This window comes from Cellulomonas fimi ATCC 484, assembly GCF_000212695.1.
Lineage (GTDB): Bacteria > Actinomycetota > Actinomycetes > Actinomycetales > Cellulomonadaceae > Cellulomonas > Cellulomonas fimi.
This window is the reverse complement of the sequence record NC_015514.1, coordinates 2,485,616-2,505,555: the sequence shown is the minus strand read 5'-3', so window position 1 is coordinate 2,505,555 and position 19,940 is coordinate 2,485,616. Positions and strand designations below refer to the sequence as shown.

24 protein-coding genes, 1 tRNA gene and 1 other RNA gene are annotated in these 19,940 nt (G+C 74.0%); 19 read left to right on the top strand and 7 right to left on the bottom strand.

Annotation, left to right across the window (positions count from 1 at the left end; all coding sequences use genetic code 11):
* Nucleotides 1–96: 96 nt before the first annotated feature.
* Nucleotides 97–1,383, bottom strand: a complete 1,287-nt coding sequence (locus tag CELF_RS11440) for a PucR family transcriptional regulator (RefSeq protein WP_126297751.1) — start codon at nucleotides 1,381–1,383, stop codon at nucleotides 97–99.
* Between the two features lie 114 nt (nucleotides 1,384–1,497).
* Here CELF_RS11440 and CELF_RS11435 point away from each other — a divergent pair, with 114 nt between their 5' ends.
* On the top strand, nucleotides 1,498–2,184 hold the full coding sequence (locus CELF_RS11435; protein ID WP_041553460.1) for a hypothetical protein: 687 nt from the start codon (nucleotides 1,498–1,500) through the stop codon (nucleotides 2,182–2,184).
* Nucleotides 2,185–2,286: 102 nt separating this feature from the next.
* On the opposite strand, the gene aceE is transcribed toward CELF_RS11435, so the two are convergent.
* On the bottom strand, nucleotides 2,287–5,031 hold the full coding sequence (aceE, locus tag CELF_RS11430; RefSeq protein ID WP_013771416.1) for a pyruvate dehydrogenase (acetyl-transferring), homodimeric type: 2,745 nt from the start codon (nucleotides 5,029–5,031) through the stop codon (nucleotides 2,287–2,289).
* A gap of 336 nt (nucleotides 5,032–5,367) precedes the next feature.
* Here aceE and CELF_RS11425 point away from each other — a divergent pair, with 336 nt between their 5' ends.
* The 7 genes from CELF_RS11425 (at nucleotide 5,368) to CELF_RS11395 (ending at nucleotide 10,548) form a co-directional block, all read left to right on the top strand.
* Complete coding sequence (locus CELF_RS11425; RefSeq protein WP_013771415.1) at nucleotides 5,368–5,790, top strand: DUF3052 domain-containing protein; 423 nt, start codon at nucleotides 5,368–5,370, stop codon at nucleotides 5,788–5,790.
* Complete coding sequence (locus CELF_RS11420) at nucleotides 5,787–6,254, top strand: peroxiredoxin (protein ID WP_013771414.1); 468 nt, start codon at nucleotides 5,787–5,789, stop codon at nucleotides 6,252–6,254. Before CELF_RS11425 ends, CELF_RS11420 begins: the two co-directional genes overlap by 4 nt.
* A 113-nt stretch (nucleotides 6,255–6,367) precedes the next feature.
* A tRNA-Val gene (locus tag CELF_RS11415) sits at nucleotides 6,368–6,441 on the top strand.
* Nucleotides 6,442–6,497: 56 nt separating this feature from the next.
* Nucleotides 6,498–7,343, top strand: a complete 846-nt coding sequence (locus CELF_RS11410) for an MOSC domain-containing protein (RefSeq protein ID WP_013771413.1) — start codon at nucleotides 6,498–6,500, stop codon at nucleotides 7,341–7,343.
* A gap of 36 nt (nucleotides 7,344–7,379) precedes the next feature.
* Entirely contained in the window at nucleotides 7,380–8,588 is a 1,209-nt protein-coding gene (locus CELF_RS11405) for a Nif3-like dinuclear metal center hexameric protein (RefSeq protein ID WP_232014229.1), read from the top strand.
* Nucleotides 8,585–9,331, top strand: coding sequence for a zinc ribbon domain-containing protein (locus tag CELF_RS11400; protein ID WP_013771411.1), 747 nt, complete (start codon nucleotides 8,585–8,587; stop codon nucleotides 9,329–9,331). The genes CELF_RS11405 and CELF_RS11400 overlap by 4 nt, the downstream gene beginning before the upstream one ends.
* Nucleotides 9,332–9,333: 2 nt before the next feature.
* On the top strand, nucleotides 9,334–10,548 hold the full coding sequence (locus CELF_RS11395) for a bifunctional RNase H/acid phosphatase (protein WP_013771410.1): 1,215 nt from the start codon (nucleotides 9,334–9,336) through the stop codon (nucleotides 10,546–10,548).
* Between the two features lie 21 nt (nucleotides 10,549–10,569).
* Here the strand turns inward: CELF_RS11395 and CELF_RS11390 are convergent, their stop codons facing one another.
* Nucleotides 10,570–11,346: a YaaA family protein gene (locus CELF_RS11390; protein WP_013771409.1), complete on the bottom strand. Its 777-nt coding sequence runs from the start codon at nucleotides 11,344–11,346 to the stop codon at nucleotides 10,570–10,572.
* Between the two features lie 71 nt (nucleotides 11,347–11,417).
* On the opposite strand from CELF_RS11390, the gene CELF_RS11385 reads away from it, so the two are divergent.
* From CELF_RS11385 to CELF_RS11350, 10 genes are all read left to right on the top strand, one after another.
* The gene (locus tag CELF_RS11385; RefSeq protein ID WP_013771408.1) at nucleotides 11,418–11,801 is read left to right on the top strand and encodes a tautomerase family protein; all 384 of its coding nucleotides are present in this window, start codon (nucleotides 11,418–11,420) and stop codon (nucleotides 11,799–11,801) included.
* A 26-nt stretch (nucleotides 11,802–11,827) separates the two neighbouring features.
* Nucleotides 11,828–12,219, top strand: an RNA gene (gene rnpB / locus CELF_RS19820) — RNase P RNA component class A.
* Between the two features lie 307 nt (nucleotides 12,220–12,526).
* Nucleotides 12,527–12,691 carry a hypothetical protein gene (locus CELF_RS20455; RefSeq protein ID WP_013771407.1) on the top strand — a complete coding sequence of 55 codons (165 nt, stop codon included), beginning with the start codon at nucleotides 12,527–12,529 and terminating at the stop codon, nucleotides 12,689–12,691.
* Between the two features lie 187 nt (nucleotides 12,692–12,878).
* Nucleotides 12,879–13,217: a hypothetical protein gene (locus CELF_RS11380; protein ID WP_013771406.1), complete on the top strand. Its 339-nt coding sequence runs from the start codon at nucleotides 12,879–12,881 to the stop codon at nucleotides 13,215–13,217.
* A 1-nt stretch (nucleotide 13,218) separates the two neighbouring features.
* On the top strand, nucleotides 13,219–13,590 hold the full coding sequence (locus CELF_RS11375; protein ID WP_041553458.1) for a trypsin-like serine protease: 372 nt from the start codon (nucleotides 13,219–13,221) through the stop codon (nucleotides 13,588–13,590).
* A 12-nt stretch (nucleotides 13,591–13,602) separates the two neighbouring features.
* Nucleotides 13,603–14,016, top strand: coding sequence for a hypothetical protein (locus CELF_RS11370; RefSeq protein WP_013771405.1), 414 nt, complete (start codon nucleotides 13,603–13,605; stop codon nucleotides 14,014–14,016).
* A 360-nt stretch (nucleotides 14,017–14,376) separates the two neighbouring features.
* A complete protein-coding gene (locus CELF_RS11365) occupies nucleotides 14,377–14,670 on the top strand; it encodes a hypothetical protein (RefSeq protein WP_013771404.1) in 294 nt (97 codons plus the stop codon).
* Nucleotides 14,671–14,843: 173 nt separating this feature from the next.
* Entirely contained in the window at nucleotides 14,844–15,281 is a 438-nt protein-coding gene (locus tag CELF_RS11360) for a hypothetical protein (RefSeq protein WP_013771403.1), read from the top strand.
* Between the two features lie 33 nt (nucleotides 15,282–15,314).
* On the top strand, nucleotides 15,315–15,923 hold the full coding sequence (locus CELF_RS19535) for a hypothetical protein (RefSeq protein WP_013771402.1): 609 nt from the start codon (nucleotides 15,315–15,317) through the stop codon (nucleotides 15,921–15,923).
* A 25-nt stretch (nucleotides 15,924–15,948) separates the two neighbouring features.
* Complete coding sequence (locus tag CELF_RS11350; RefSeq protein WP_013771401.1) at nucleotides 15,949–16,863, top strand: hypothetical protein; 915 nt, start codon at nucleotides 15,949–15,951, stop codon at nucleotides 16,861–16,863.
* Between the two features lie 11 nt (nucleotides 16,864–16,874).
* On the opposite strand, the gene CELF_RS11345 is transcribed toward CELF_RS11350, so the two are convergent.
* The 4 genes from CELF_RS11345 to map all read right to left on the bottom strand — a co-directional run bounded on the left by CELF_RS11345 (nucleotide 16,875) and on the right by map (nucleotide 19,672).
* On the bottom strand, nucleotides 16,875–17,168 hold the full coding sequence (locus tag CELF_RS11345) for a DUF6191 domain-containing protein (RefSeq protein ID WP_013771400.1): 294 nt from the start codon (nucleotides 17,166–17,168) through the stop codon (nucleotides 16,875–16,877).
* A 28-nt stretch (nucleotides 17,169–17,196) separates the two neighbouring features.
* Nucleotides 17,197–17,949, bottom strand: a complete 753-nt coding sequence (locus tag CELF_RS11340) for an MBL fold metallo-hydrolase (RefSeq protein ID WP_013771399.1) — start codon at nucleotides 17,947–17,949, stop codon at nucleotides 17,197–17,199.
* Between the two features lie 83 nt (nucleotides 17,950–18,032).
* Entirely contained in the window at nucleotides 18,033–18,803 is a 771-nt protein-coding gene (gene ppgK, locus CELF_RS11335) for a polyphosphate--glucose phosphotransferase (protein WP_013771398.1), read from the bottom strand.
* Nucleotides 18,800–19,672, bottom strand: coding sequence for a type I methionyl aminopeptidase (map, locus tag CELF_RS11330; RefSeq protein ID WP_013771397.1), 873 nt, complete (start codon nucleotides 19,670–19,672; stop codon nucleotides 18,800–18,802). Before map ends, ppgK begins: the two co-directional genes overlap by 4 nt.
* Nucleotides 19,673–19,760: 88 nt before the next feature.
* Between map and CELF_RS20450 the strand changes: the two genes are divergently transcribed.
* Nucleotides 19,761–19,934, top strand: a complete 174-nt coding sequence (locus CELF_RS20450; RefSeq protein WP_013771396.1) for a hypothetical protein — start codon at nucleotides 19,761–19,763, stop codon at nucleotides 19,932–19,934.
* The last annotated feature ends 6 nt before the right edge of the window (nucleotides 19,935–19,940 follow it).

Sequence of the window (19,940 nt, the reverse complement as noted above, 5' to 3'; positions counted from 1 at the left end):
GACCACCTTGCCGTGCCGGTCCCGCCCCCCGGCCTCGTGGCGCGCACCAACGTTCTCGCGACGCCTTGTGCGACTCCTACAAAGCACGCGAGACGGTCACGGCCGCTCGACGACCGACGGGGCGCCCGCGTCCTCCAGCAGGCCGAGCGCAAGGGCCGTCTGCAGCACGTAGGACTCGCGCGCGTCGAGAGGGTCCCAGCCCGTGACGTCGGCGACGCGGCGCAGGCGGTAGCGCACCGTGTTCGGGTGCACGTACAGCGTCCGGGCGGCCGCCTCGAGCGACCGTCCGGCGCCGAGGTAGGCGGACAGCGTCTCGAGCAGCGAGCCCTGGTTCGCCGCGAGCGGGGCGTACGCGCGCGTGACGAGCGCGCGGCGCGCGGTGACGTCGCCGACGAGCACGCGCTCGGGCAGCAGGTCGTCGGCCTGCACCGGGCGCGGCGCCTGGGCCCAGGCGGCGGCCGCGGCCAGACCGGCGAGCGCCGCACGTGCGGACCGGGCGCAGTCGGCCAGGTCCCGCGCCTCGGGGCCGACGACGACGGGCCCCGGGCCGAACCGGGGGAGCAGCGCGGTCACGGCGCCCCGCAGGTCGCCCTCGCCGCCGACGAGCACGACGAGCCGGTCGCCGTGGATGCCGACGAGGGCGTCGTCCGCGGCCCGCCGGGTGGCCCGGCGCAGGTCGGCCGCGCGCACGTCGTCGAGCGGCGACGCGGTCGTGCCGACGATGACGAGCGTCGAGCCGCGGCCGCTCCACCCGAGCGCCGCGACGCGCGAGCGCAGCGCGTCGTCGACGTCGCCGCGCACGATCGCGTCCACGACCAGAGCCTCGAGCCGCGCGTCCCACGCGCCGCGGACCTCCGCCGCCCGGGCGTACACCTCGGCCGCCGAGAACGCGACCTCCCGCGAGTAGCGCAGCACCGCCTCGCGCAGCGAACGCTCGTCCCCGGGGGCCGCGAGCCGGTCGCTGTTCGCCTCGACGACGTCCACGACGACGCGCACGAGCTGCAGCGTGTGCTGCAGCGAGATGGACCGCGTGAGCTCAGGCGGCGCGGTGGCGAAGATGTCGCCGACGCCGTGCGGGGGGCGCGTCGGGTCCATGAACCACGTGACGAACGCCGTGATGCCCGCCTGTGCGACGAGCCCGACCCACGAGCGGTCCTCCGCCGGCAGCGAGCGGTACCAGTCGAGGTCCTCGTCGAGGCGACGCATGGCTGCCGCGGCGAGCAGGCCGGACCCCTCCCGCACGCGCCGCTGGGTCTCGGCGGTCGCGGCGTCGGCGGGGTCGGTCGGCTCCGCCGTCCGGCGGCGTCGCGCGGGGGCGGCGTCGGTGGGCCGGGCGGCCTCCGCGCCGGTCGGCGGGCGTCCGCCGTGCGAAGGTCCGGGCATAGGGGGGAGCATAGGAGGCGCGCTTGTGGGAAGTCGACAAAGGCGCGCGCGACGGTCGAGGAAAGGCCGGGATCGGGCCGGGTGCGCCGCCCGGCCAACGGATAGGGTCCCCACATGGCTCTCCTGCCTCGACTTCGCCAGCTGATGCGTCGGCCGAGCTCGGCCTCGCGCGTCGGAGCCCGTCGACCGACCTCGGCCGCGCGGCGCGGGGACACCCTGCACGAGGACGCCCTGCGCTCGATGCTGAGCGACGACCCCAACAACGAGCGGGCGTTCGCGGCCCTCGCCGAGATCGTGCGCCGCCGCGCCGCCGAGTCCGGGTCCGAGGAGGACCCGCTCGCCGCGCCCACGACGGACGACGAGCGCGAGCGCGCCGCCGACCTGGCCGTGTGGGCGCTCGGCGAGGAGCTCGCCGGCAACCCCCGGGCCTGGTACCCGCTCATCGAGGTCGCCCGGCTGTCCGTCCGCGACGACCACGAGGGCACGCTGCGTCGCCTCACCACGGCCTCCGAGCGGGACCCGTCGGGTCGCGCCCTGGTCGAGTCGCTCGCGCTGCTGCGCGAGGCGGGGCAGCCCGTCGACGCCCTCGGGCTCGGCGTCGGGCACTGGCGGCCGCGCGAGCACGACCCCGAGGTCGCCCGGCACCTCGTCCTCGCCGCCGTCGAGGCCGGCCGGCCGCTCGAGGCCAAGCAGCACGTCGCCTCGCTCGACCTGTACCCCGACCAGGCCGCCGTCGCCGACCTGCGCACCGAGCTCGCGCGCGTCGTCGCGCACGCGGAGCAGACCATCCCCGGCACCTGAGCCGGCACGAGCCGCGGGTGCGGACCCCTGCACCGCACCCGCACGGACGAGGGCCCGCGGCGGATCACCCGCCGCGGGCCCTCGTCCGTCAGGACGTGACCGTCAGGAGTCGCCGCCCGTGTTGCCGGACGTGCCGGCCGTGACGTCGTGCAGGCGGTAGCGCTCGATCGCCTGCGCCGGCGCCTCCGCCGGGACGGCTCCCGTGCGCGCGAGCTGCTGCAGCACGCGCACGACCGTCGACGGGCCGTCGATCTTGAAGTGGCGACGGGCCGCGGCGCGCGTGTCCGAGAACCCGAAGCCGTCGGCGCCGAGCGTCGCGTACGTGCCGGGCACCCACGCGCGCACCTGGTCGGCGACGAGGTGGTCGTAGTCCGTCGTGGCGACGAACGGACCCTCCGCGCCGGCGAGCTTCTGCGTGAGGTACGCCTGCCGGGGCTCCTCGCCCGGGTGCAGGTACGCGTGCTGGTCGGCGGCGAGGCCGTCGCGACGCAGCTCGTTCCAGCTCGTCACCGACCACACCGCGGCGCGCACCCCCCAGTCCTCGGCGAGCAGCTTCTGCGCCTCGAGCGCCCACGGCACCGCCACGCCCGACGCCAGGATCTGGGCGCGCGGCCCGTCGCCCTCGGCCGGGGACAGCAGGTAGATGCCCTTGAGGATGCCCTCAACGTCGACGCCCTCCGGCTCGGCCGGCTGGACCATGGGCTCGTTGTAGACCGTCAGGTAGTAGATGACGTCCTTGTCGCGGCCGTCACCCTCCCCGTACATGCGCTCGATGCCGTCCTTGACGATGTGCCGCAGCTCGTAGCCGTACGCGGCGTCGTAGTGGACGACGTGCGACATCGTGCCCGCCAGCAGCGGGGAGTGGCCGTCGGCGTGCTGCAGGCCCTCGCCCGTCAGCGTCGTGCGGCCGGCCGTCGCGCCGATGAGGAACCCGCGCGCCATCTGGTCGCCCGCGGCCCAGAACTGGTCGCCCGTCCGCTGGAACCCGAACATCGAGTAGTAGAAGTAGAACGGGATCAGCGGCTCGCCGTGCGTCGCGTACGACGTGCCTACGGCCTGGAACGCGGCCGCGGAGCCGGCCTCGTTGATGCCGGTGTGCATGATCTGCCCGGCCTCGGACTCCTTGTACGAGAGCATGAGCTCCCGGTCGACGGCCATGTAGTTCTGGCCGTTCGTGTTGAAGATCTTCGCGCTCGGGAAGATCGAGTCCAGGCCGAACGTGCGGGCCTCGTCCGGGATGATCGGCACCAGGCGGTGACCGAACTCCTTGTCCTTCACGAGGTCCTTGAACAGACGCACGAGCGCCATGGTCGAGGCGACCTCCTGGTGCCCCGAGCCCTTCGCGAGGCCCTCGTAGACCTTCGCCTCGGGCAGGGTGACGGCCTTGTGCGTCGAGCGGCGCTCCGGGACGAAGCCGCCGAGCTGGCGGCGGCGCTCCAGGAGGTACTGGATGCCCTCGTCGTCCTGCCCCGGGTGGTAGTACGGCGGCAGGTACGGGTTCGCCTCGAGCTGCTCGTCCGAGATCGGGATGTGCAGCGAGTCGCGCAGCGTCTTGAGCTCGTCGACCTTGAGCTTCTTCATCTGGTGCGTCGCGTTGCGGCCCGCGAAGCCCGAGCCCAGGCCGTAGCCCTTGATCGTGTGCGCCAGGATCACGGTCGGCTGGCCCGTGTGCTCGCGCGCAGCCTTGTAGGCGGCGTAGAGCTTGCGGTAGTCGTGACCACCGCGCTTGAGCGCCCAGATCTCGTCGTCCGTCATCTTCTCGACGAGCTGCTTCGTGCGCGGGTCGCGGCCGAAGAAGTGCTCGCGGATGAACGCGCCGTTCTCCGCGCGGTACGTCTGGAAGTCGCCGTCGGGCGTCGTGTTCATGAGGTGCACGAGCGCGCGGTCCTTGTCGGCGTTGAGCAGGACGTCCCACTCGCGGCCCCAGATGACCTTGATGACGTTCCAGCCCGCGCCGCGGAACTGCGCCTCGAGCTCCTGGATGATCTTGCCGTTGCCGCGGACCGGGCCGTCGAGGCGCTGCAGGTTGCAGTTGACGACGAACGTGAGGTTGTCCAGGCCCTGCTGCGCCGCGTGCTGCAGCATGCCGCGCGACTCGGGCTCGTCCATCTCGCCGTCGCCGAGGAACGCCCACACGTCCTGCTGGCTCGTGTCCTTGATCCCGCGGTTGTGCAGGTACTTGTTGGTCCACGCCTGGTAGATCGCCGAGGCCGGGCCGAGGCCCATCGACACCGTCGGGAACTCCCACAGGTCCGGCGCGAGGCGCGGGTGCGGGTACGACGGCAGGCCGCCGCCGGGGTGCGACAGCTCCTGCCGGAAGCCGTCGAGCTGGTGCTCCGTGAGCCGGCCCTCGAGGAAGCCGCGCGCGTACACGCCGGGGGAGGCGTGGCCCTGGAAGTAGACCTGGTCGCCGCCGCCCGGGTGGTCCTTCCCACGGAAGAAGTGGTTGAGGCCGACCTCGGTGAGCGTCGCGACCGACGCGTACGACGAGATGTGCCCGCCGACCGAGACGCCGGGGCGCTGCGCGCGCGTCACCATGACGGCCGCGTTCCAGCGGATCCACGAGCGGTAACGCCGCTCGATGACCTCGTCACCGGGGAAGTACGGCTCGTCGTGCACCGCGATCGTGTTGACGTACGGCGTGTTGAGCGAGGCCGGGATCGCCACGTTCCGCTGCCGCGCGTGGCGCAGCATGCTGAGCAGGACGTAGCGCGCGCGCGGCCCGCCCTTGTCCTCGATGAGCCCGTCGAGCGACTCGAGCCACTCGCCGGTCTCGGCGGGGTCGATGTCGGGGACCTGGCTGAGCAGGCCGCCGATCAGCGGGCCCGTCTCGTCGATGGAAGCCACCGGTGCTCCTTGCCTCTCGTCCGCACGCGCAGGCCTCGTGGCCCCGGCGCGCATCTGGCCCCGTCACCGTGGTGCGCGTGGGCGCGACCACGGGTGCGGGTGATCGGCCCCATTCTCGGTCCGACCCGGGCCTAAAGTCACACCGTCCCGGTCCTCGGGCCACGTGACGTCCGTGACACCGCCCGCGCCGGTCAGGAGCGCGCGGGTCGCCCGCGCGGGGGACACGCCGCGGCGCCGTCCCTTGCCAGGGCCTGCCGTCGTGCGGTGGGCTACGGTGTGCGGACATCAGCAGGTCGTCCCGTCGGGGGACGGCGCGACGAAGGGATCGGTCGGGACGTGTCATCCAGCACGGACGACGCCGCCTCGCAGGTGGCAGCGCGTCTGGGGTTCACCGCGGGTCAGGTGATCCAGGAGTTCGGGTACGACGACGACGTCGACGAGGCTTTCCGTGACGCCCTGACGGACGTGACCGGGTCGGACCTCGTGGACGAGGACTACGACGACGTCACCGACGGCGTCCTCATCTGGTTCCGCGACGACGACGGCGACCTCACCGACGTCCTCGTCGACGCGATGACCGTGCTCGAGGACAACGGCGTCATCTGGGTCCTCACCCCGAAGTCCGGCCGCCCCGGTCACGTGTCGCACAGCGACATCGAGGAGGCCGCGACGACGAGCGGTCTGCACGCCATGACGACGTTCGCCGTCGCCGCCGACTGGTCCGCGACGCGTCTCGGCACGCGCGGCCGCGGGAAGTGAGCGGCGTCCCCTCCGTCGGCGACGTCGCACCCGACTTCACGCTCACCGACACCCACGGGTCGCCAGTCACGCTGAGCGAGCTGCGGGGCACCCCCGTGGTCGTCGTGTTCGTGCCCTTCGCCTTCTCCGGGACCTGCCGGGGCGAGCTGTGCGAGATCCGCGACAACATCGCCGCGTTCGACGACGCCGGCGTGCGGGTCCTCGTCGTCTCCTGCGACTCGGTGTTCACGCTGCGGGCATGGCGCGAGCAGGAGGGCTACGGCTTCGACCTGCTGTCCGACTTCTGGCCGCACGGCGACGTCGCGCGAGCGTACGGCGTCTTCGACGAGACGCACGGCCGCCCGCTGCGCGGCAGCTTCCTCCTCGACGCCGAGGGTGTCGTGCGCTGGTCCGTCGTGAACCCCGCGGGGCAGGCGCGCGACCTCGCGGCGTACCGGGCCGCGATCGCCGACCTGACGGCCTGAGCGGGCAGGCTCCCTCCGCGGTCCTGCTCGGCGGGCACCCGCCCCGACCTGCACCCCGGTAGGCTGTGCGCCCGTCGCACGCCGCGGTCACCGACCGTCGGGCGTCCGACGACGGGCCTGTAGCTCAGCTGGTCAGAGCGCCGCGCTTACACCGCGGAGGTCGCCGGTTCGAAACCGGCCGGGCCCACCGCTGCACGGGCGCCGACGCGCCGGTGCCGGCCGACGCTTGCTAGCGTCCGGCGGATGGTCGGTCCCCACGTCGCGTCGGTGTGCGTCTATCCCGTGAAGTCGCTGCGCGGCGTCGACGTGCCGGCAGCGGACGTGCTCGCGTGGGGCGTGCAGGGGGACCGGCGGTGGATGGTCGTGCTCCCCGACGGGGAGGTGCTCACGGCGCGTGAGCTCCCGCGCATGCTGGGCGTGCGCGCGACGCCTGTCGACGGCGGGATCCGGCTGGCGGCGGCGGGCCTGCCCGACCTGGAGGTCGCCGAGCCCGCGGGTGGCGTCGCGGACGTGCCCGTCGGGCTGTCCCGGCTCGACCGGGCGACGTCCGGCGGCCCGCGGGCCGATGCGTGGCTGTCCGAGGCGCTCGGGCGGCCCGTCCGGCTCGTGTGGCTCGACGACCCGCGGCGCCGGACGGTGAGCGAGTCGCACGGCGGCCTGCCGGGCGACACGATGGCGCTCGCCGACGCCGGGCCGCTGCTCGTCACGACCGTGGCGTCGATGGCGGCGCTGAACGGCTGGATCGCCGATGCCGCACGCGAGTCCGCGGACCCCGACGGGCCGTCGCGACCGCCGCTGCCGATGGAGCGGTTCCGGCCGAACCTCGTCGTCGGCGGCGACCTGGAGCCGTTCGAGGAGGACACGTGGGCGGGCCTGCGGGTCGGCGACGTCGAGCTGCGGTTCTCCGAGCGGTGCGACCGGTGCAGCCTCACGACGATCGACCTCGACGCGCTCGTCACCACCAAGGAGCCAGTCCGGACGCTCGCGCGGCACCGCCGCGCGGACGGCCGGACGTGGTTCGGCGTGCGGGTCGTGCCCGTCACCACCGGACGCGTCCACGTGGGCGACCCGGTGACGTCGCTGCGGTGACGCGGGCCGCGCGGGCACGCCGGTAGCGTGCGTGCCGTGAGCGCCCCGGTGACCGCCCCTCGTCTCTCCGACGTCGTCCGCGCGCTCGAGCGCCGCTACCCGCCCTCGACGGCGGAGTCGTGGGACGCGGTCGGCCTGGTCGCGGGCGACCCCGCGCAGGAGGTCCGGCGGGTGCTGCTCGCGGTCGACCCCGTCGCCGACGTGGTCGAGGAGGCGGTGGCGTGGGGTGCGGACCTCGTCGTGACGCACCACCCGCTGCTGCTGCGCGGCGTCCACTCGGTCGCCGCGACGACGTTCAAGGGTGCGCTGCTGCACCGGCTCGTGCGGTCCGGGGTCGCCCTCTACACGGCGCACACCAACGCCGACGCGGCCGCCGGGGGAGTCGCGGACGCGCTCGCCGAGGCCGTCGGGCTCGTCGACACCCGGCCCCTGCAGGCCGACGCCGCGGAGGCGCTCGACAAGCACGTGGTGTTCGTCCCGGTCGCCGACGCGGAGCGGCTCGTGGACGCGCTCGCCGCCGCCGGTGCCGGAGCGGTCGGCCGGTACGCGCGGTGCGCCTGGACGGCGACGGGCGAGGGCACGTTCACCCCGCTCGACGGGGCGTCGCCCGCGGTCGGCGAGGTCGGCGTCGCGAGCCGCGTCGTCGAGGCGCGCGTCGAGATGGTCGCCCCGCGGCGGCTGCGGTCGGCGGTCGTGGCGGCGATGCGCGCGGCGCACCCGTACGAGGAGCCCGCGTTCGACGTGCTCGAGCTCGCGTCGTGGCCCGGCTCGACCGGGACGGGCCGCGTGGGACGGCTCGCGCGGCCGACGACCCTCGCCGCGTTCGCGGCCGCCGTCGCCGCGGCCACCCCCGCGACCGCCCAGGGCGTGCGGTTCGCGGGCGACTCCGACGGACGCGTCGAGCACGTCGCGGTCGTCGGCGGATCGGGTGACGCCTTCTTCGACGACGTCCGCGCCGCAGGCGTCGACGCGTACGTCACCGCGGACCTGCGCCACCACCCGGCGTCCGAGCTGCGCGAGCGAGCCGCGTTCGAGGCGGGCGACGGGGCCGCCCGGCCCTTCCTCGTCGACCTCGCGCACTACGCGTCCGAGTGGCCCTGGCTCGCGCACGCGGCCCGCACGCTGCAGTCCGACCTCGCGGGCCTGGGCACTACGGTGGAGACCCGGGTCAGCACCCTGTGCACCGACCCCTGGACGGGCCGCGTCGACGCGTCCGCCCACCCCCTTCCGGAAGGACACCCGTGAGCACTGCCCCCGCCGCCGACCAGCGCCGCCTCCTGGACGTCCAGGAGCTCGACACGCGGATGGACCAGCTCGCGCACCGCCGCCGCTCGCTCCCCGAGCTGGCCCGCCTGCTCGAGCTCGACGCGCAGCTCGCGGACCTGCACACGGCGCTCGTCACGTCGCAGACCGCGGTGCAGGACCTGCGTCGTGAGGTCGCGAAGGCGGAGGCGGACGTCGAGCAGGTGCGCTCGCGCGCGGCGCGCGACCAGGCACGGCTCGACTCGGGCCAGGGCTCGGCGAAGGACCTGCAGGCGCTCACGAGCGAGCTCACGTCGCTCGCGCGCCGGCAGGCGGACCTCGAGGACGTCGAGCTCGAGGTCATGGAGCGTCTGGAGGCGCACGAGGGCGCGCTCGCCGAGGTCACGAAGGCGCACGAGGCGCTCGTCGCGCAGAAGCAGGTCGTCGAGGCGGACCGCGACGCGGCGTACCGCGAGATCGACGCCGAGGCCGAGCGCGTGCGCGCGCAGCGTGCCACGACCGCGGAGGGCCTCGACGCCGGCCTCGTGACCCTGTACGAGCGGCTGCGCGGTCAGCTCGGCGGGCTCGGCGCCGCGCCGCTGCGCGGTCGTCGCTGCGAGGGCTGCCGGCTCGAGCTCAACCCGCTGGACCTCGACGCCATCCGGTCGAAGGGCGAGGACCAGGTCGTGCGCTGCGAGGAGTGCGGGCGCATCCTCGTGCGGCTGCCCGAGCCGGCGAAGGGCTGAGCGTGGCCCGGCGGCTCGTCGTCGAGGCCGACGGCGGTTCCCGGGGCAACCCCGGGCCCGCCGGGTACGGTGCCGTCGTCCGCGACGCGGGGACGGGTGACGTCCTGGCGGAGCGGGCCGACTTCCTCGGGGTCGCCTCGAACAACGTCGCCGAGTACTCGGGGCTCGTCGCCGGGCTCCGGGCCGCGCTCGCGATCGACCCCGACGCGCGGCTGGAGGTCCGGATGGACTCCCAGCTCGTCATCGAGCAGATGCGCGGCACGTGGAAGATCAAGCACGCCGACATGCGCCGCTTCGCCGACGAGGTGCACGCCCTCGTCGACCCGACGACGGTCACCTGGACATGGGTGCCGCGGGCCCGCAACGCCGCCGCGGACCGGCTGGCGAACCTCGCGATGGACCGTGAGACTGCCGTGATGACCGACCACGACGACGTCGGGCCGCTCAGCGCGCCGACGACCGACCCCGCCGGATCCGGCACGCAGAGCGCCTCCGCGGCGGGCGACCCGGGGTCCGGGCGGGCGCCCCGGCCGTCCGGTGCGGGTGTCCGCTTCGACGACGACCAGCCGGTCACCGTGGTCCTCGTGCGGCACGGCCAGACCGCGATGACGGTCTCGCGCGGCTACTCGGGCTCGTCGGAGCCCGGCCCGTCCCTCGACGACACGGGGCGCGCGCAGGCGCGGGCCGCCGCCGCCCTGGTGGACCGCGTCGGACGCGACCTGTGGGGAGACATCGAGTACCCGAGCGAGGTGCTCGCGTCCCCGATGGTCCGCACGCAGGAGACCGCGGCGGTCGTCGCCGAGCGGCTCGGGCTGCCCGTGCGGACGGTCGACCTCGTCAAGGAGGCCGACTTCGGCGAGTGGCAGGGCCTGACCGCCGAGCAGATCGAGGAGCGCTGGCCCGGGCTGCTGGAGCCGTGGCACACCGCCGGCGACCTCCGTCCGCCCGGCGGCGAGTCGATCGCCGACGTCGGCGAGCGCCTGACGCAGGTGTTCGAGCAGCTGCTCGACGGCGGGACCGGTCGCACAGTCGTCGTCGTGAGCCACGCCGTCGCGATCCGCGCCGCGCTGGGCGTCGCGATGGGTGCGCAGCCCGGGTCGTGGAGCCAGCTGCGGGTCGCGCCCGCGTCGGTCAGCATCGTGCGGCTGTTCCGCGACAAGCGGCACGAGATCGCCGTCGTCGGCGTGCCGAGCGAGGGCTGGGGCGCGAAGGGCTGACCTGTCAGGCGCGCCGGCGCGTCACGCGACGACGAGCGAGAGCGTGCGTGCCCCGCGCGCGGGCGGCCCGAGCTCGACCGCGAGCACCGTCTCGCCGACCAGCTCGCTCGCCGCGTGCGCCAGGCCGTCGGCGTCGCGCGGCGGCCGCGCCCGGCGGGTCAGCAGGTGGCGCGTCAGGACGCCGCGCGTGTGCTTGGCGTGGTGAGAGACGACCGAACGCACGCCGTCGACCTCGCGCAGCACCCGTACCGTGACGTGGTCCGCGGAGCGCGGCGGGTGCCACGCCGCGAGGTACGCCGCGGAGCGGCAGTCGACGACCAGAGCGCCGTCCGCCTCCGCGTCGAGCTCGACCCCGAGCGGCCCGCGCCACGCCGAGGCCAACGGGCCGATGCCCGGCAGGTCGGTCCCCATCGACAGCCGGTACGCGGGGATCGCGTCCTCGGGCGTGACCACGCCCCACAGCCCCGAGACCACCCGGACGGACTCGGCCGCGCGACGGCGCGCCGCCGGCGTCAACCGGTCCAGCCCCGCCGCCGCGTACAGCACGCCCGAGTACACGCGTCGCGCCGGTGCCGTCGGCAGCGTCCGCAGCCGGACGTTGCGCGCCACCTCCTCCGCGAGGCTCGCACCGACCCCGAGCACCGCCGCGGCGTCCGGCCGGGCGCTCACCTCCACGAGCGCGTCGAGCACCTTCTCCCGCACCGGCGTCAGGCCCGGGTGCGAGAGCCCACCCAGGTCGAGCACCAGTCCACGGGCGGGGGACGTCTTGCCCTCCGAGGGCGGCAGCAGCACGAGCACGCCCCGACTGTAGGCTCCGCGGGGCTGCCCGGCCGCATCCGGCGAGCGGGGTGCGCGAGGGGTGGACGACGATGGCGCAGGTCAAGGTCTACGGCCGCCGTGACGTGTGGGCCACGCGACGTCGCGAGGTGTCCGACGCGATCCACGACGCGCTCGTCCGCACGTGGGGCCTGCCCGCCGACAAGCGGTTCCACCGGTTCCTGCTGCTCGACGGCGAGGACCTCGTCGCGCCCCGCTCCGACGCCTACCTCGTCGTCGAGGTCGTCTGCTTCACCGGCCGCAGCCGCGCCGCGCGGCGTGCCCTGATCGCCGCGTTCTTCGACGACGTCGCCCCCGCCCTCGGGCTGTCCGTCGACGACCTCGAGGTCGTGCTCCTCGAGAGCCCGCCCGAGAACTGGGGCATCCGTGGCCGCTCCGGCGACGAGCTCGACCTGCCGTACCGGGTGGACGTCTGACCTGGCGGTAGGCTGTGCGGCGCGGATGAGTCAGTCAGGCGGCCGCGTCAGGCCCTCGGGCCTGCCGAGGAACGTCCGGGCTCCGCAGGGCAGGGTGGTGGGTAACACCCACCCGGGGTGACCCGCGGGACAGTGCCACAGAGAGAAGACCGCCCGCACCGGTCGGCGTGAGCCGTCCGGGCGCGGGTAAGGGTGAAACGGTGGTGTAAGAGACCACCAGCGTGCCGGGTGACCGGTGCGGCTCGGTAAACCCCACCCGGAGCAAGGTCAGACAGGGAGCGTTCGAGGGCGGCCCGCCCGAGCTCCCGGGTAGACCGCTGGAGGCGTGCGGCAACGTACGTCGTAGAGGGATGGCCGCCACCCGTGCCGGGGCAACCGGGCACGGGGACAGAACCCGGCGTACCGACTGACTCATCCGCCCGTTACCTGGCCTGACCTGCGGAAACGCTCCTTCTTGGGAGCCCGTGGAGGCTCGTGGGGGCTCGTCAGGTGTTGATGAACGCGCAGCGTGTTCCGGTGTGAGGACGCGTGGCTCCACGGAGCTCCCGCCTAGATGCGATGTCCAGGGAGGTTGGTCTGCCTCGTGATCGGCGGCCGGCCGCCGATGTCCGAGCGGGCGCGGTGGTGGTTGTGGCAGTGACCTCCACGGGACGCGGCACACACCATTCCCGCACCGCGGCGAGGGTGAGCGGTGGAACCGTCTGGTCCGCGCCGACCAGCTGCCGATGTTCGAGGTCGCGCCCGAGGCAACGTCCGCCAACGACCCCGCGGTGTACCGCACGCAGATTCGCGGAGTCCGCAACCCCGTCGCGACGTATCGGGCCGCCGTCGCCTCGTCCACGGTCCCGAGCCTGCTGGATCGCACCAACGAGCTCGAGTCGCTCGTCTGACACGCCACAGCGCCCGCAGGCCGAGCAAGTTCACGACGCCAGGCGCGGCATTCTCGACGCACGGCTGTGGCCAGTTTCGGACATCGGGCGAAAGGACTGGCCGAACTGGCCACGGCCAGCGGCGACGGTCGCTATTTTCTCAAAGCACGGACCGACATCGGAGTCGTCCAAGACGAAAGCAGGGGAAATGACCGTGAAGGTACGGGCGGTGCTCTCGATCGCGCTCGTCGCAGGATTCGCGGCAGTCGCGCCAGCGGCGAGCGCCGCACCCAGCCCGCAGCAGCCCGTCGCGGCGTCGCTCACCGCCCGGTTCACTCCCGCGGAGCTCGAGGACCTTCAGATGTACGCCACGCAGTACGGCCAGCCACTCAGCGAGGTGCTGCAGCGGTTCGCCGGGCTCTCGGAGTTCACCACATCCGCCGAGCGAGTGCGTAACCGGCTGCCTGACGACTTCGTAGCCGCGACCTGGGGCAACGGCTCCGGCGAGATCGTGCTCTGCCCTGGCGCGACGAAGAAGGGATCGTGACGTGCGCTGGACTCGGTTCACGGCAGGTACGTCAGGCAACTCCTTCCAGTACAACTTCGGGCAGTACCGGCTGGTGACGTCTGCTGGTGACGCCGTTGTCGGCGGCGCAGTCTGCAAGTTCGGGCTGACCTCCGGGTTCTCCTGTGACACGGTTGAGTCCAAGGGGAACTGCACGACCTACAGCGGATTCCCGACGTTCTGCGGCCTGTTCCGGACGGTCAACGAGAACGCGTCACCGGGCGACTCGGGCGGCCCGTGGTTCTACGGCAACAAGGCTCACGGGGTCCATTCCGGGGGGTCGGACTACCTCTACGACCAGTTCAGCGGAATCGGATCGCTCGCGCTGCTGGGCGTCACTGTCGTGACGAGCTAAGGAGTCGGCGCCGTGTCGCGTTCTAGGGTCATCCTTACCGGTTCTGTCGCCGCTCTCGTCATCATCGCGGGGGGCGTTCTCTGGTTCAGCCGCCAGTCCGAATCCGGCCTGACCCTGGAGACGTCCGACGGTGTCACGTTCCTGCGGAATCACGGCGAACAGGTCGGAGACGACGTCGCCCACACGGGCCGGATCTTCATAGCCGAAGACGGTTGCCTGTACGTGACCCCGGATGACGAGGGCGAGACGTACCTGGTGGCTCTCGGGCCGCGAGCTACGGTCACCTCGGACGAGATCAGGCTCAGCTGGGGCGTCGTGAAGCTCGACTCATCGGCCACCTTCGGACGCGCGAACGTCGAAGGCGCCGCTCCCGCGAGAACTGACACCCGGTGCACCCTCACTCGGGAGGTGTACGGGCTCGCGTAGGCGGGCACCAACCCGGCAATCAGAGCCGGACCTTGCGGCGACGCGGCTGGAGGTCGTCTGACGCGCCCCAGGCGGCCTCCGGCGCGTATGCCGGGCAACGCCCTCTGGGTCGCGCTCGTCGAGTCGGTGGTCTCCGTTGCCGTGGTCGACCAGGGCGCGTCGCCGCGACGGGCGCAGCTCAGACGCTGATTCTCCGAAGCCCGGCGTGTCGACGACTCATCCGCACCGTCCGCGATCCGGCGCGTCCTCCGGTCGCGCTCCGGCGGCAGCGGTCCGAGACTGGGCACCTGGCCTCACCAGGGAGGGGGAGGCCGCCCATCACGTCCGTGCCCGGACGGCAGCGTCGCCGAGGGGGACCACATGGCCACCATCCACGTCACGCCGGACGTCGCGGCATCGCCCGCCGTGCCGCCGAACGTCCTGCGGGACGTCTCCGAGACCTTCGCCCCGACCGACCTGGTCGCGCACGCGCTGCGCGTGCACGAGGAGGCGCGCGACGCGCACGAGCGCGCCGCGCTGTTCTTCGACGGGCTTGCCGCGTCGGGCACCGAACGTCGCGGCTACTACCTGGCCCGCGCGGCGCGGCACCGGCTCCTGGCGGAGCAGGAGCGCGAGGCGGCGGCGCGGCAGCGCAGCAGGCGCCCACTGAGCTGACGCCCGGCCGACCGGGCGCGGACGTCCGTGCGGTGAACGCCGGGCGTCGCCGCGGCTGACGCCGCCCGACCTGCGGATTCGTCGGCCCCCACCCCTGTCGGTCTGTCGGCGGGGTTTGGTACGTTCCGGACGCACCGGGCATCCGGGGCAGTCCAACGCAACCAGGGGGTCTCATGCGTCACGCACTCGTCAGGACCGTCGTCGCCGTCACGGGCGCCGCAGTGCTCACCTTCGCCGGCATCGGTGCCGCGCAGGCGGGCTCGGCGTCCAGCAGCGTCAGCTCGCTGTCGGCGAACGGCAAGTCCTACACCGCGCAGGCAGTCGTCTACACGAACACCGGTTCGGCGTGGGCGTACTCGCGGATCAACTCCTCGTCCGGCAACGTGGCGTCCGGGTGGATGGGCGCGAACGGCCGCCTGTTCAACTCGGCGGGCTCGCTGGTCAAGGAGGGCGGCTTCACGTACAACTCGGGGGCGGCGTCGGGCCTGTCGATCCCCTCGGGCACCCTCTACCGGTCCGGCTCGTACTACAGCTACGGCGTCGTGAAGGTCTGGAACGGCTCGTCGTACAACGCGCACTACACGTACAAGTCGCCGCAGCAGAACGCCTGAGCAGTGCGGCAGGGAGGGAATGCCCACCGCCCGGTGACGTTGCGGTGGGGTGTCGCCCTGCTGGTGGTCGCGGTCGTGGTGCTGTCCGGGTGCTCCAGCCCGGACGGCACCACGCCGTCCCCGGCGGCGGCGTCGACCAACGCGGACGGCCTGACGTACGGCTCGGCGCTGGGCGCCGCCGACCGGGACGCCGAGCCCGACCTCATCCAGGTCGAGACCGACGACGGGACCGTGGGCTACGTCCGCAAGGTCGACCTGTACGCGGACGAGCCTGCGAACCCCACGGAGGCCGTCGAGCAGCAGGCGCGGCGGGACGAGGCGTCGGTTTCCGCGGCGCTCGACGCCGTCACGACCGAGCTCGGTGCCGGGCCGGCGACGTCGGTCGACGTGGCCGCGGGGACCGCGGCGCTCGACGCGATCCAGGAAGCCGTGGTGACGGGCTCGGCGACCGCACGGGCGACCGAGCTGCTCGACGCCCTGCTCGCGGCGGGCGGCATCACGGCCGCGCGCCCGGCCGGGACGGACGACGCCGCGCTGTGCGCGCTCGCGCTCGACCGGGCGGCCGCGGTGAACGTGCGGGTGGTGCCCGTGTACGAGAGCGACGGGCGGACCGTGATCGGCGAGTTCCCGGTCGGCGGCTGACGTGCGACGCGGCGGACGGACGGCCGTGCTGGTCGTGGCGGCGCTCCTCGCGGCCGGGTGCTCCGGTCGAGCGGGGCCGGACGAGGCGGCAGGTGGTCCGCTCGCGCCCTACCGTGAGCTCGCCTACGGTACGGCGGGCGAGCAGGAGGACCGTTCGCAGGCGCAGCAGCGGCGGTACGAAGAGCACATCGCGGCGTGCATGAAGGACGCGGGCTTCGAGTACGTCCCGGCGGTCACGCCGGCGGCCGGCCCGGTGCTCGCCGACGACGTCCCGGCGCCGGGGTCGCGCGCGTTCCGCGAGCAGTTCGGGTACGGCGTCACGACCGACCCCTGGCAGGCGCAGGTGGCGACGGCGGACGCGGCCGACGCGAATGCGGCCTATCGGGCGACGCTCACGCCGGGGGCGCAGGAGGCGTTCGACGCCGAGCTGTACGGCACCGGCGAGAAGGACGCGGCAGGGGTCGTCGCACAGGTCGGCGGGTGCACGAACGCGGCGTGGGACGCCGTCTACGGCGTCCTGCTCGCGCACCCCGACTGGCAGGAGCTCCTCGCGGAGATGGACGCGTTGTATGACCGGGTGGACGACGCGTCCGCGGTGCAGGAGGCGACGTCGGAGTGGTCGCGCTGCATGGCGGAGCGCGGGCACGCGGGCCTGACGGACCCGCAGGCGGCGGAGGCGTCGGTGCGGGCCGTGCTCGACGCGGCGCAGACGACGGGCACCGACGGTCTCGTGCAGGTCGACGCCGACCAGGTCGCCGCGGTGCGACGGGCGGAGACGGTCCTCGCGGTCGCGGACCTGGACTGCCAGGAGGAGGTCGACCTGGCCGCCCGGCGGGCGGCAGCCCTGCGCGACCTCGAGGAGGAGTTCGTCCGGCAGCACGGCGACGAGCTCGAGGCGTGGGCGCTCGCGGAGCGTTCGAGGGCCGACACGGGCGACTGACGCGCGGGTCGTCAGGCGTCGGGTGGCACCGGCGGGTCGAGCCGCGCGATCCCGGCGTCGAGGTCGACGGGCGGTGCGGCGTCGCCGGCCAGCTGCACGTCGTGCCGCCGGCGGTCCTGCTCCGCGGTCAGGTGCTGCAGGCTCGGCTGGAACACCTCGACGAGACCACCGAACATGCCGGACCCCGCCGAGCCGGACGGGACGCGTACCTTGGGCCGGCGCCGGTCGAACCAGCCGCGCGCGACCATGCGGTCCGCGGCGACGAGCACGACGACGACACCGCCGACGCCCCACAGCCACTCCACGCCGCCATCGTCGCACCTGCGATCCGGTTCAGGGCTCCTCGTGGTGGTGGAGGGACGCGACCTGCGCGTCGTGCACGGCCGCGACCTGCGGGTCCGCGAGCCGGGGGTCCGCGGCCGCGGCACCGGTGCGCAGGCCGTCGAGGTAGGCACGGTCCGCGTCGAGGCGTCGGCGCAGCTCGTCACCGTCGCCCGGTGTGCCGTGCCCGGGGACGACGACGTCGACGTCGTGCTCCACGGCGGCACGCTCCAGGGCGTCGAGACCGGCGGCGTAGCGGCCGAGCGGGTCGGGCGCGTCGGTGTCGAGCAGCGGCACCTCGCGGTCCGAGAGCATGTCGCCGCAGACCAGGACGCGGGCGTCGACGACGACCAGTCCACCGTGGTCCGGGGCGTGCGCGGTGTGCTCGACGACCACGAGCGTCGGGCCGGACCAGTCGACGCGACCGTCGGCGGCACGGGGGTAGGGGAGCGGGGCCTCGAGGACGACGTCGGGGGCCGCGTCCTCGTGCGTGGACAGGTGCCGGGCGAGCTCCGGGTCGGCGTCGCGCTCGGCCTCGGTCCGGGACCGCCAGCCGGTGTCGACCGTCCGCGCCGGTCCGCCTCGCCACCGCGGCAGGCCGCGCAGGCCGGGACCGTCGAGCACGTGGTCCCAGTGCGCGTGCGTCGACCAGACGGCCCGCGGCCGCCACCCGCGCCGGGCGACGGCCGCCGACAGGCCGGCGACCTCGGACGCCGTGAGCGCCGGGTCGACGACCAGGGCGGCACCGTCGTCGCCGACCACCACGCTCGACGTCGTCGCGTAGACCGCGCTCGTCGCGACGTGGACGCCGGGGGCGACCTCGAGCAGCGGGCGCGGGCGGGTGCGCGTCAGTGGGCCCTGGCGGCGAGTGCCGCCGCGCCGACGATGCCGGCCGCGTTGCGCAGCTCGGCCGGGACGATGCGGGTCCGCAGGTCCAGCAGCGGAAGGAACTGCTGGTGGTGCTTGCTGACGCCGCCGCCGACCACGATGAGGTCGGGCCAGAACAGGTTCTCGACCACGGTGAAGTAGCGCTGCAGGCGCTGCGCCCAGGTCGCCCAGTCGAGGTCCTCGCGGTCGCGGGCGCTGTCGGCGGCACGCGACTCGGCGTCGAACCCGTCGATCTCGAGGTGGCCGAGCTCGGTGTTCGGCACGAGACGCCCGTCGACGACGAGCGCGGAGCCGATCCCGGTGCCGAGCGTCACGACCAGCACGACGCCGTCGACGTCCTTGGCCGCGCCGTACCGCACCTCGGCGTAGCCGGCGGCGTCGGCGTCGTTCACGGCGACCACGCGGCGGCCGGTCGCGGCGCCGACGGCGGCCTCGACGTCCGTGCCGATCCAGGACTTGTCGACGTTGGCCGCGGACTGCGCGACGCCGTGCAGGATCACCGCGGGGAACGTGACACCGATCGGCACGTCCGTGTCGAGGTCGAACGACGCGACGACCTCGGCGACGGTCGCGGAGACCGCGTCGGGCGTGGCGGGCAGGGGCGTGGGGATGCGGACGCGGTCGGCGGAGAACTCCCCGGCGGCCAGGTCGACGGGGGCGCCCTTGATGCCGCTGCCGCCGATGTCGATGCCGAACGCGACCGCGTGCTTCTTCTTGTGGTGGTGGTTCATGGCAGTGTCAGGACCTCCGCCCCGGTGTCGGTGACCAGCAGGGTGTGCTCGAACTGCGCGCTGCGGCGGCCGTCCGCGGTGACGACGGTCCAGTCGTCGTCCCACATGACCCAGTCGGAGGTGCCGAGGTTGAGCATCGGCTCGATGGTGAAGACCATGCCGGGCTCGATGACCCGGTCGTAGGCGGGGGCGGCGTCGTAGTGCGGGATGACGAGGCCCGTGTGGAACGCCGGCCCGACGCCGTGCCCGGTGTAGTCGCGGACGACGCCGTACCCGAACCGCGCGGCGTACTTCTCGATGACGCGGCCGATGACGTTGACCTCGCGGCCCGGCTGGACCGCCTTGATCGCCCGCGTGAGCGCCTCGCGCGTCCGCTCGACCAGCAGCGTGGACTCCTCGTCGACGTCGCCGGCCAGGAACGTCGCGTTGTTGTCCCCGTGGACGCCGCCGACGAACGCCGTGACGTCGACGTTGACGATGTCGCCGTCCTCGATCACGGTCGAGTCGGGGATGCCGTGGCAGATGACCTCGTTGACCGACGTGCACAGCGACTTCGGGAAGCCGCGGTAGCCGAGGGTCGACGGGTAGGCGCCGTGGTCGAGCAGGAACTCGTGGCCGACGGCGTCGAGCGCGTCGGTCGTGACGCCCGGCTCGACGTGCCGGCCGACCTCCGCCAGCGCCTGCGCGGCGATGCGTGCGGCGACGCGCACCTGCTCGATCGTCTCCGCGTCGAGGACGTCGCTGCCCCGCCACGGGGCCGGTCCGGGCTTCCCGACGTACTCGGGGCGGGCGATGGCCGGCGGGACGGCACGGCGAGGGCTCACCGTGCCCGGGACCAGGGCGGATCGTGGCGCGTGCACGGGCGGCATACCTGGCAGTCTACGGACTGCGGGCCGGGACGCCCGGGCGGGGCACCCGCCGGTCGGGCGTCGCGGCCGGGACCGAGAGGAGTGCGGCATGGGCGCGGAGTACTGGTACAACACCGAGACGCACGCGGTCGAGGAGGGGCGCCGGAGCGACTGGAGCAAGCTCATGGGTCCGTACCCGACGCGGGAGGCGGCCGAGCACGCGCTGCAGCGGGCCAAGGAGCGGACCGAGGCGTGGGACGAGGAGGACCGCCGCAGCCGGTGATCCCGG

Coding starts and splice junctions, on each gene's coding strand:
- CELF_RS11440 (WP_126297751.1), bottom strand. CDS start 1,383: ATGCCCGGACCTTCGCACGGCGGACGCCCGCCGACCGGCGCGGAGGCC.
- CELF_RS11380 (WP_013771406.1), top strand. CDS start 12,879: ATGACCGTGAAGGTACGGGCGGTGCTCTCGATCGCGCTCGTCGCAGGA.
- CELF_RS11435 (WP_041553460.1), top strand. CDS start 1,498: ATGGCTCTCCTGCCTCGACTTCGCCAGCTGATGCGTCGGCCGAGCTCG.
- CELF_RS11360 (WP_013771403.1), top strand. CDS start 14,844: ATGCGTCACGCACTCGTCAGGACCGTCGTCGCCGTCACGGGCGCCGCA.
- CELF_RS11385 (WP_013771408.1), top strand. CDS start 11,418: ATGGCGCAGGTCAAGGTCTACGGCCGCCGTGACGTGTGGGCCACGCGA.
- CELF_RS11365 (WP_013771404.1), top strand. CDS start 14,377: ATGGCCACCATCCACGTCACGCCGGACGTCGCGGCATCGCCCGCCGTG.
- CELF_RS11410 (WP_013771413.1), top strand. CDS start 6,498: ATGGTCGGTCCCCACGTCGCGTCGGTGTGCGTCTATCCCGTGAAGTCG.
- ppgK (WP_013771398.1), bottom strand. CDS start 18,803: ATGAACCACCACCACAAGAAGAAGCACGCGGTCGCGTTCGGCATCGAC.
- CELF_RS20455 (WP_013771407.1), top strand. CDS start 12,527: ATGTTCGAGGTCGCGCCCGAGGCAACGTCCGCCAACGACCCCGCGGTG.
- CELF_RS20450 (WP_013771396.1), top strand. CDS start 19,761: ATGGGCGCGGAGTACTGGTACAACACCGAGACGCACGCGGTCGAGGAG.
- map (WP_013771397.1), bottom strand. CDS start 19,672: ATGCCGCCCGTGCACGCGCCACGATCCGCCCTGGTCCCGGGCACGGTG.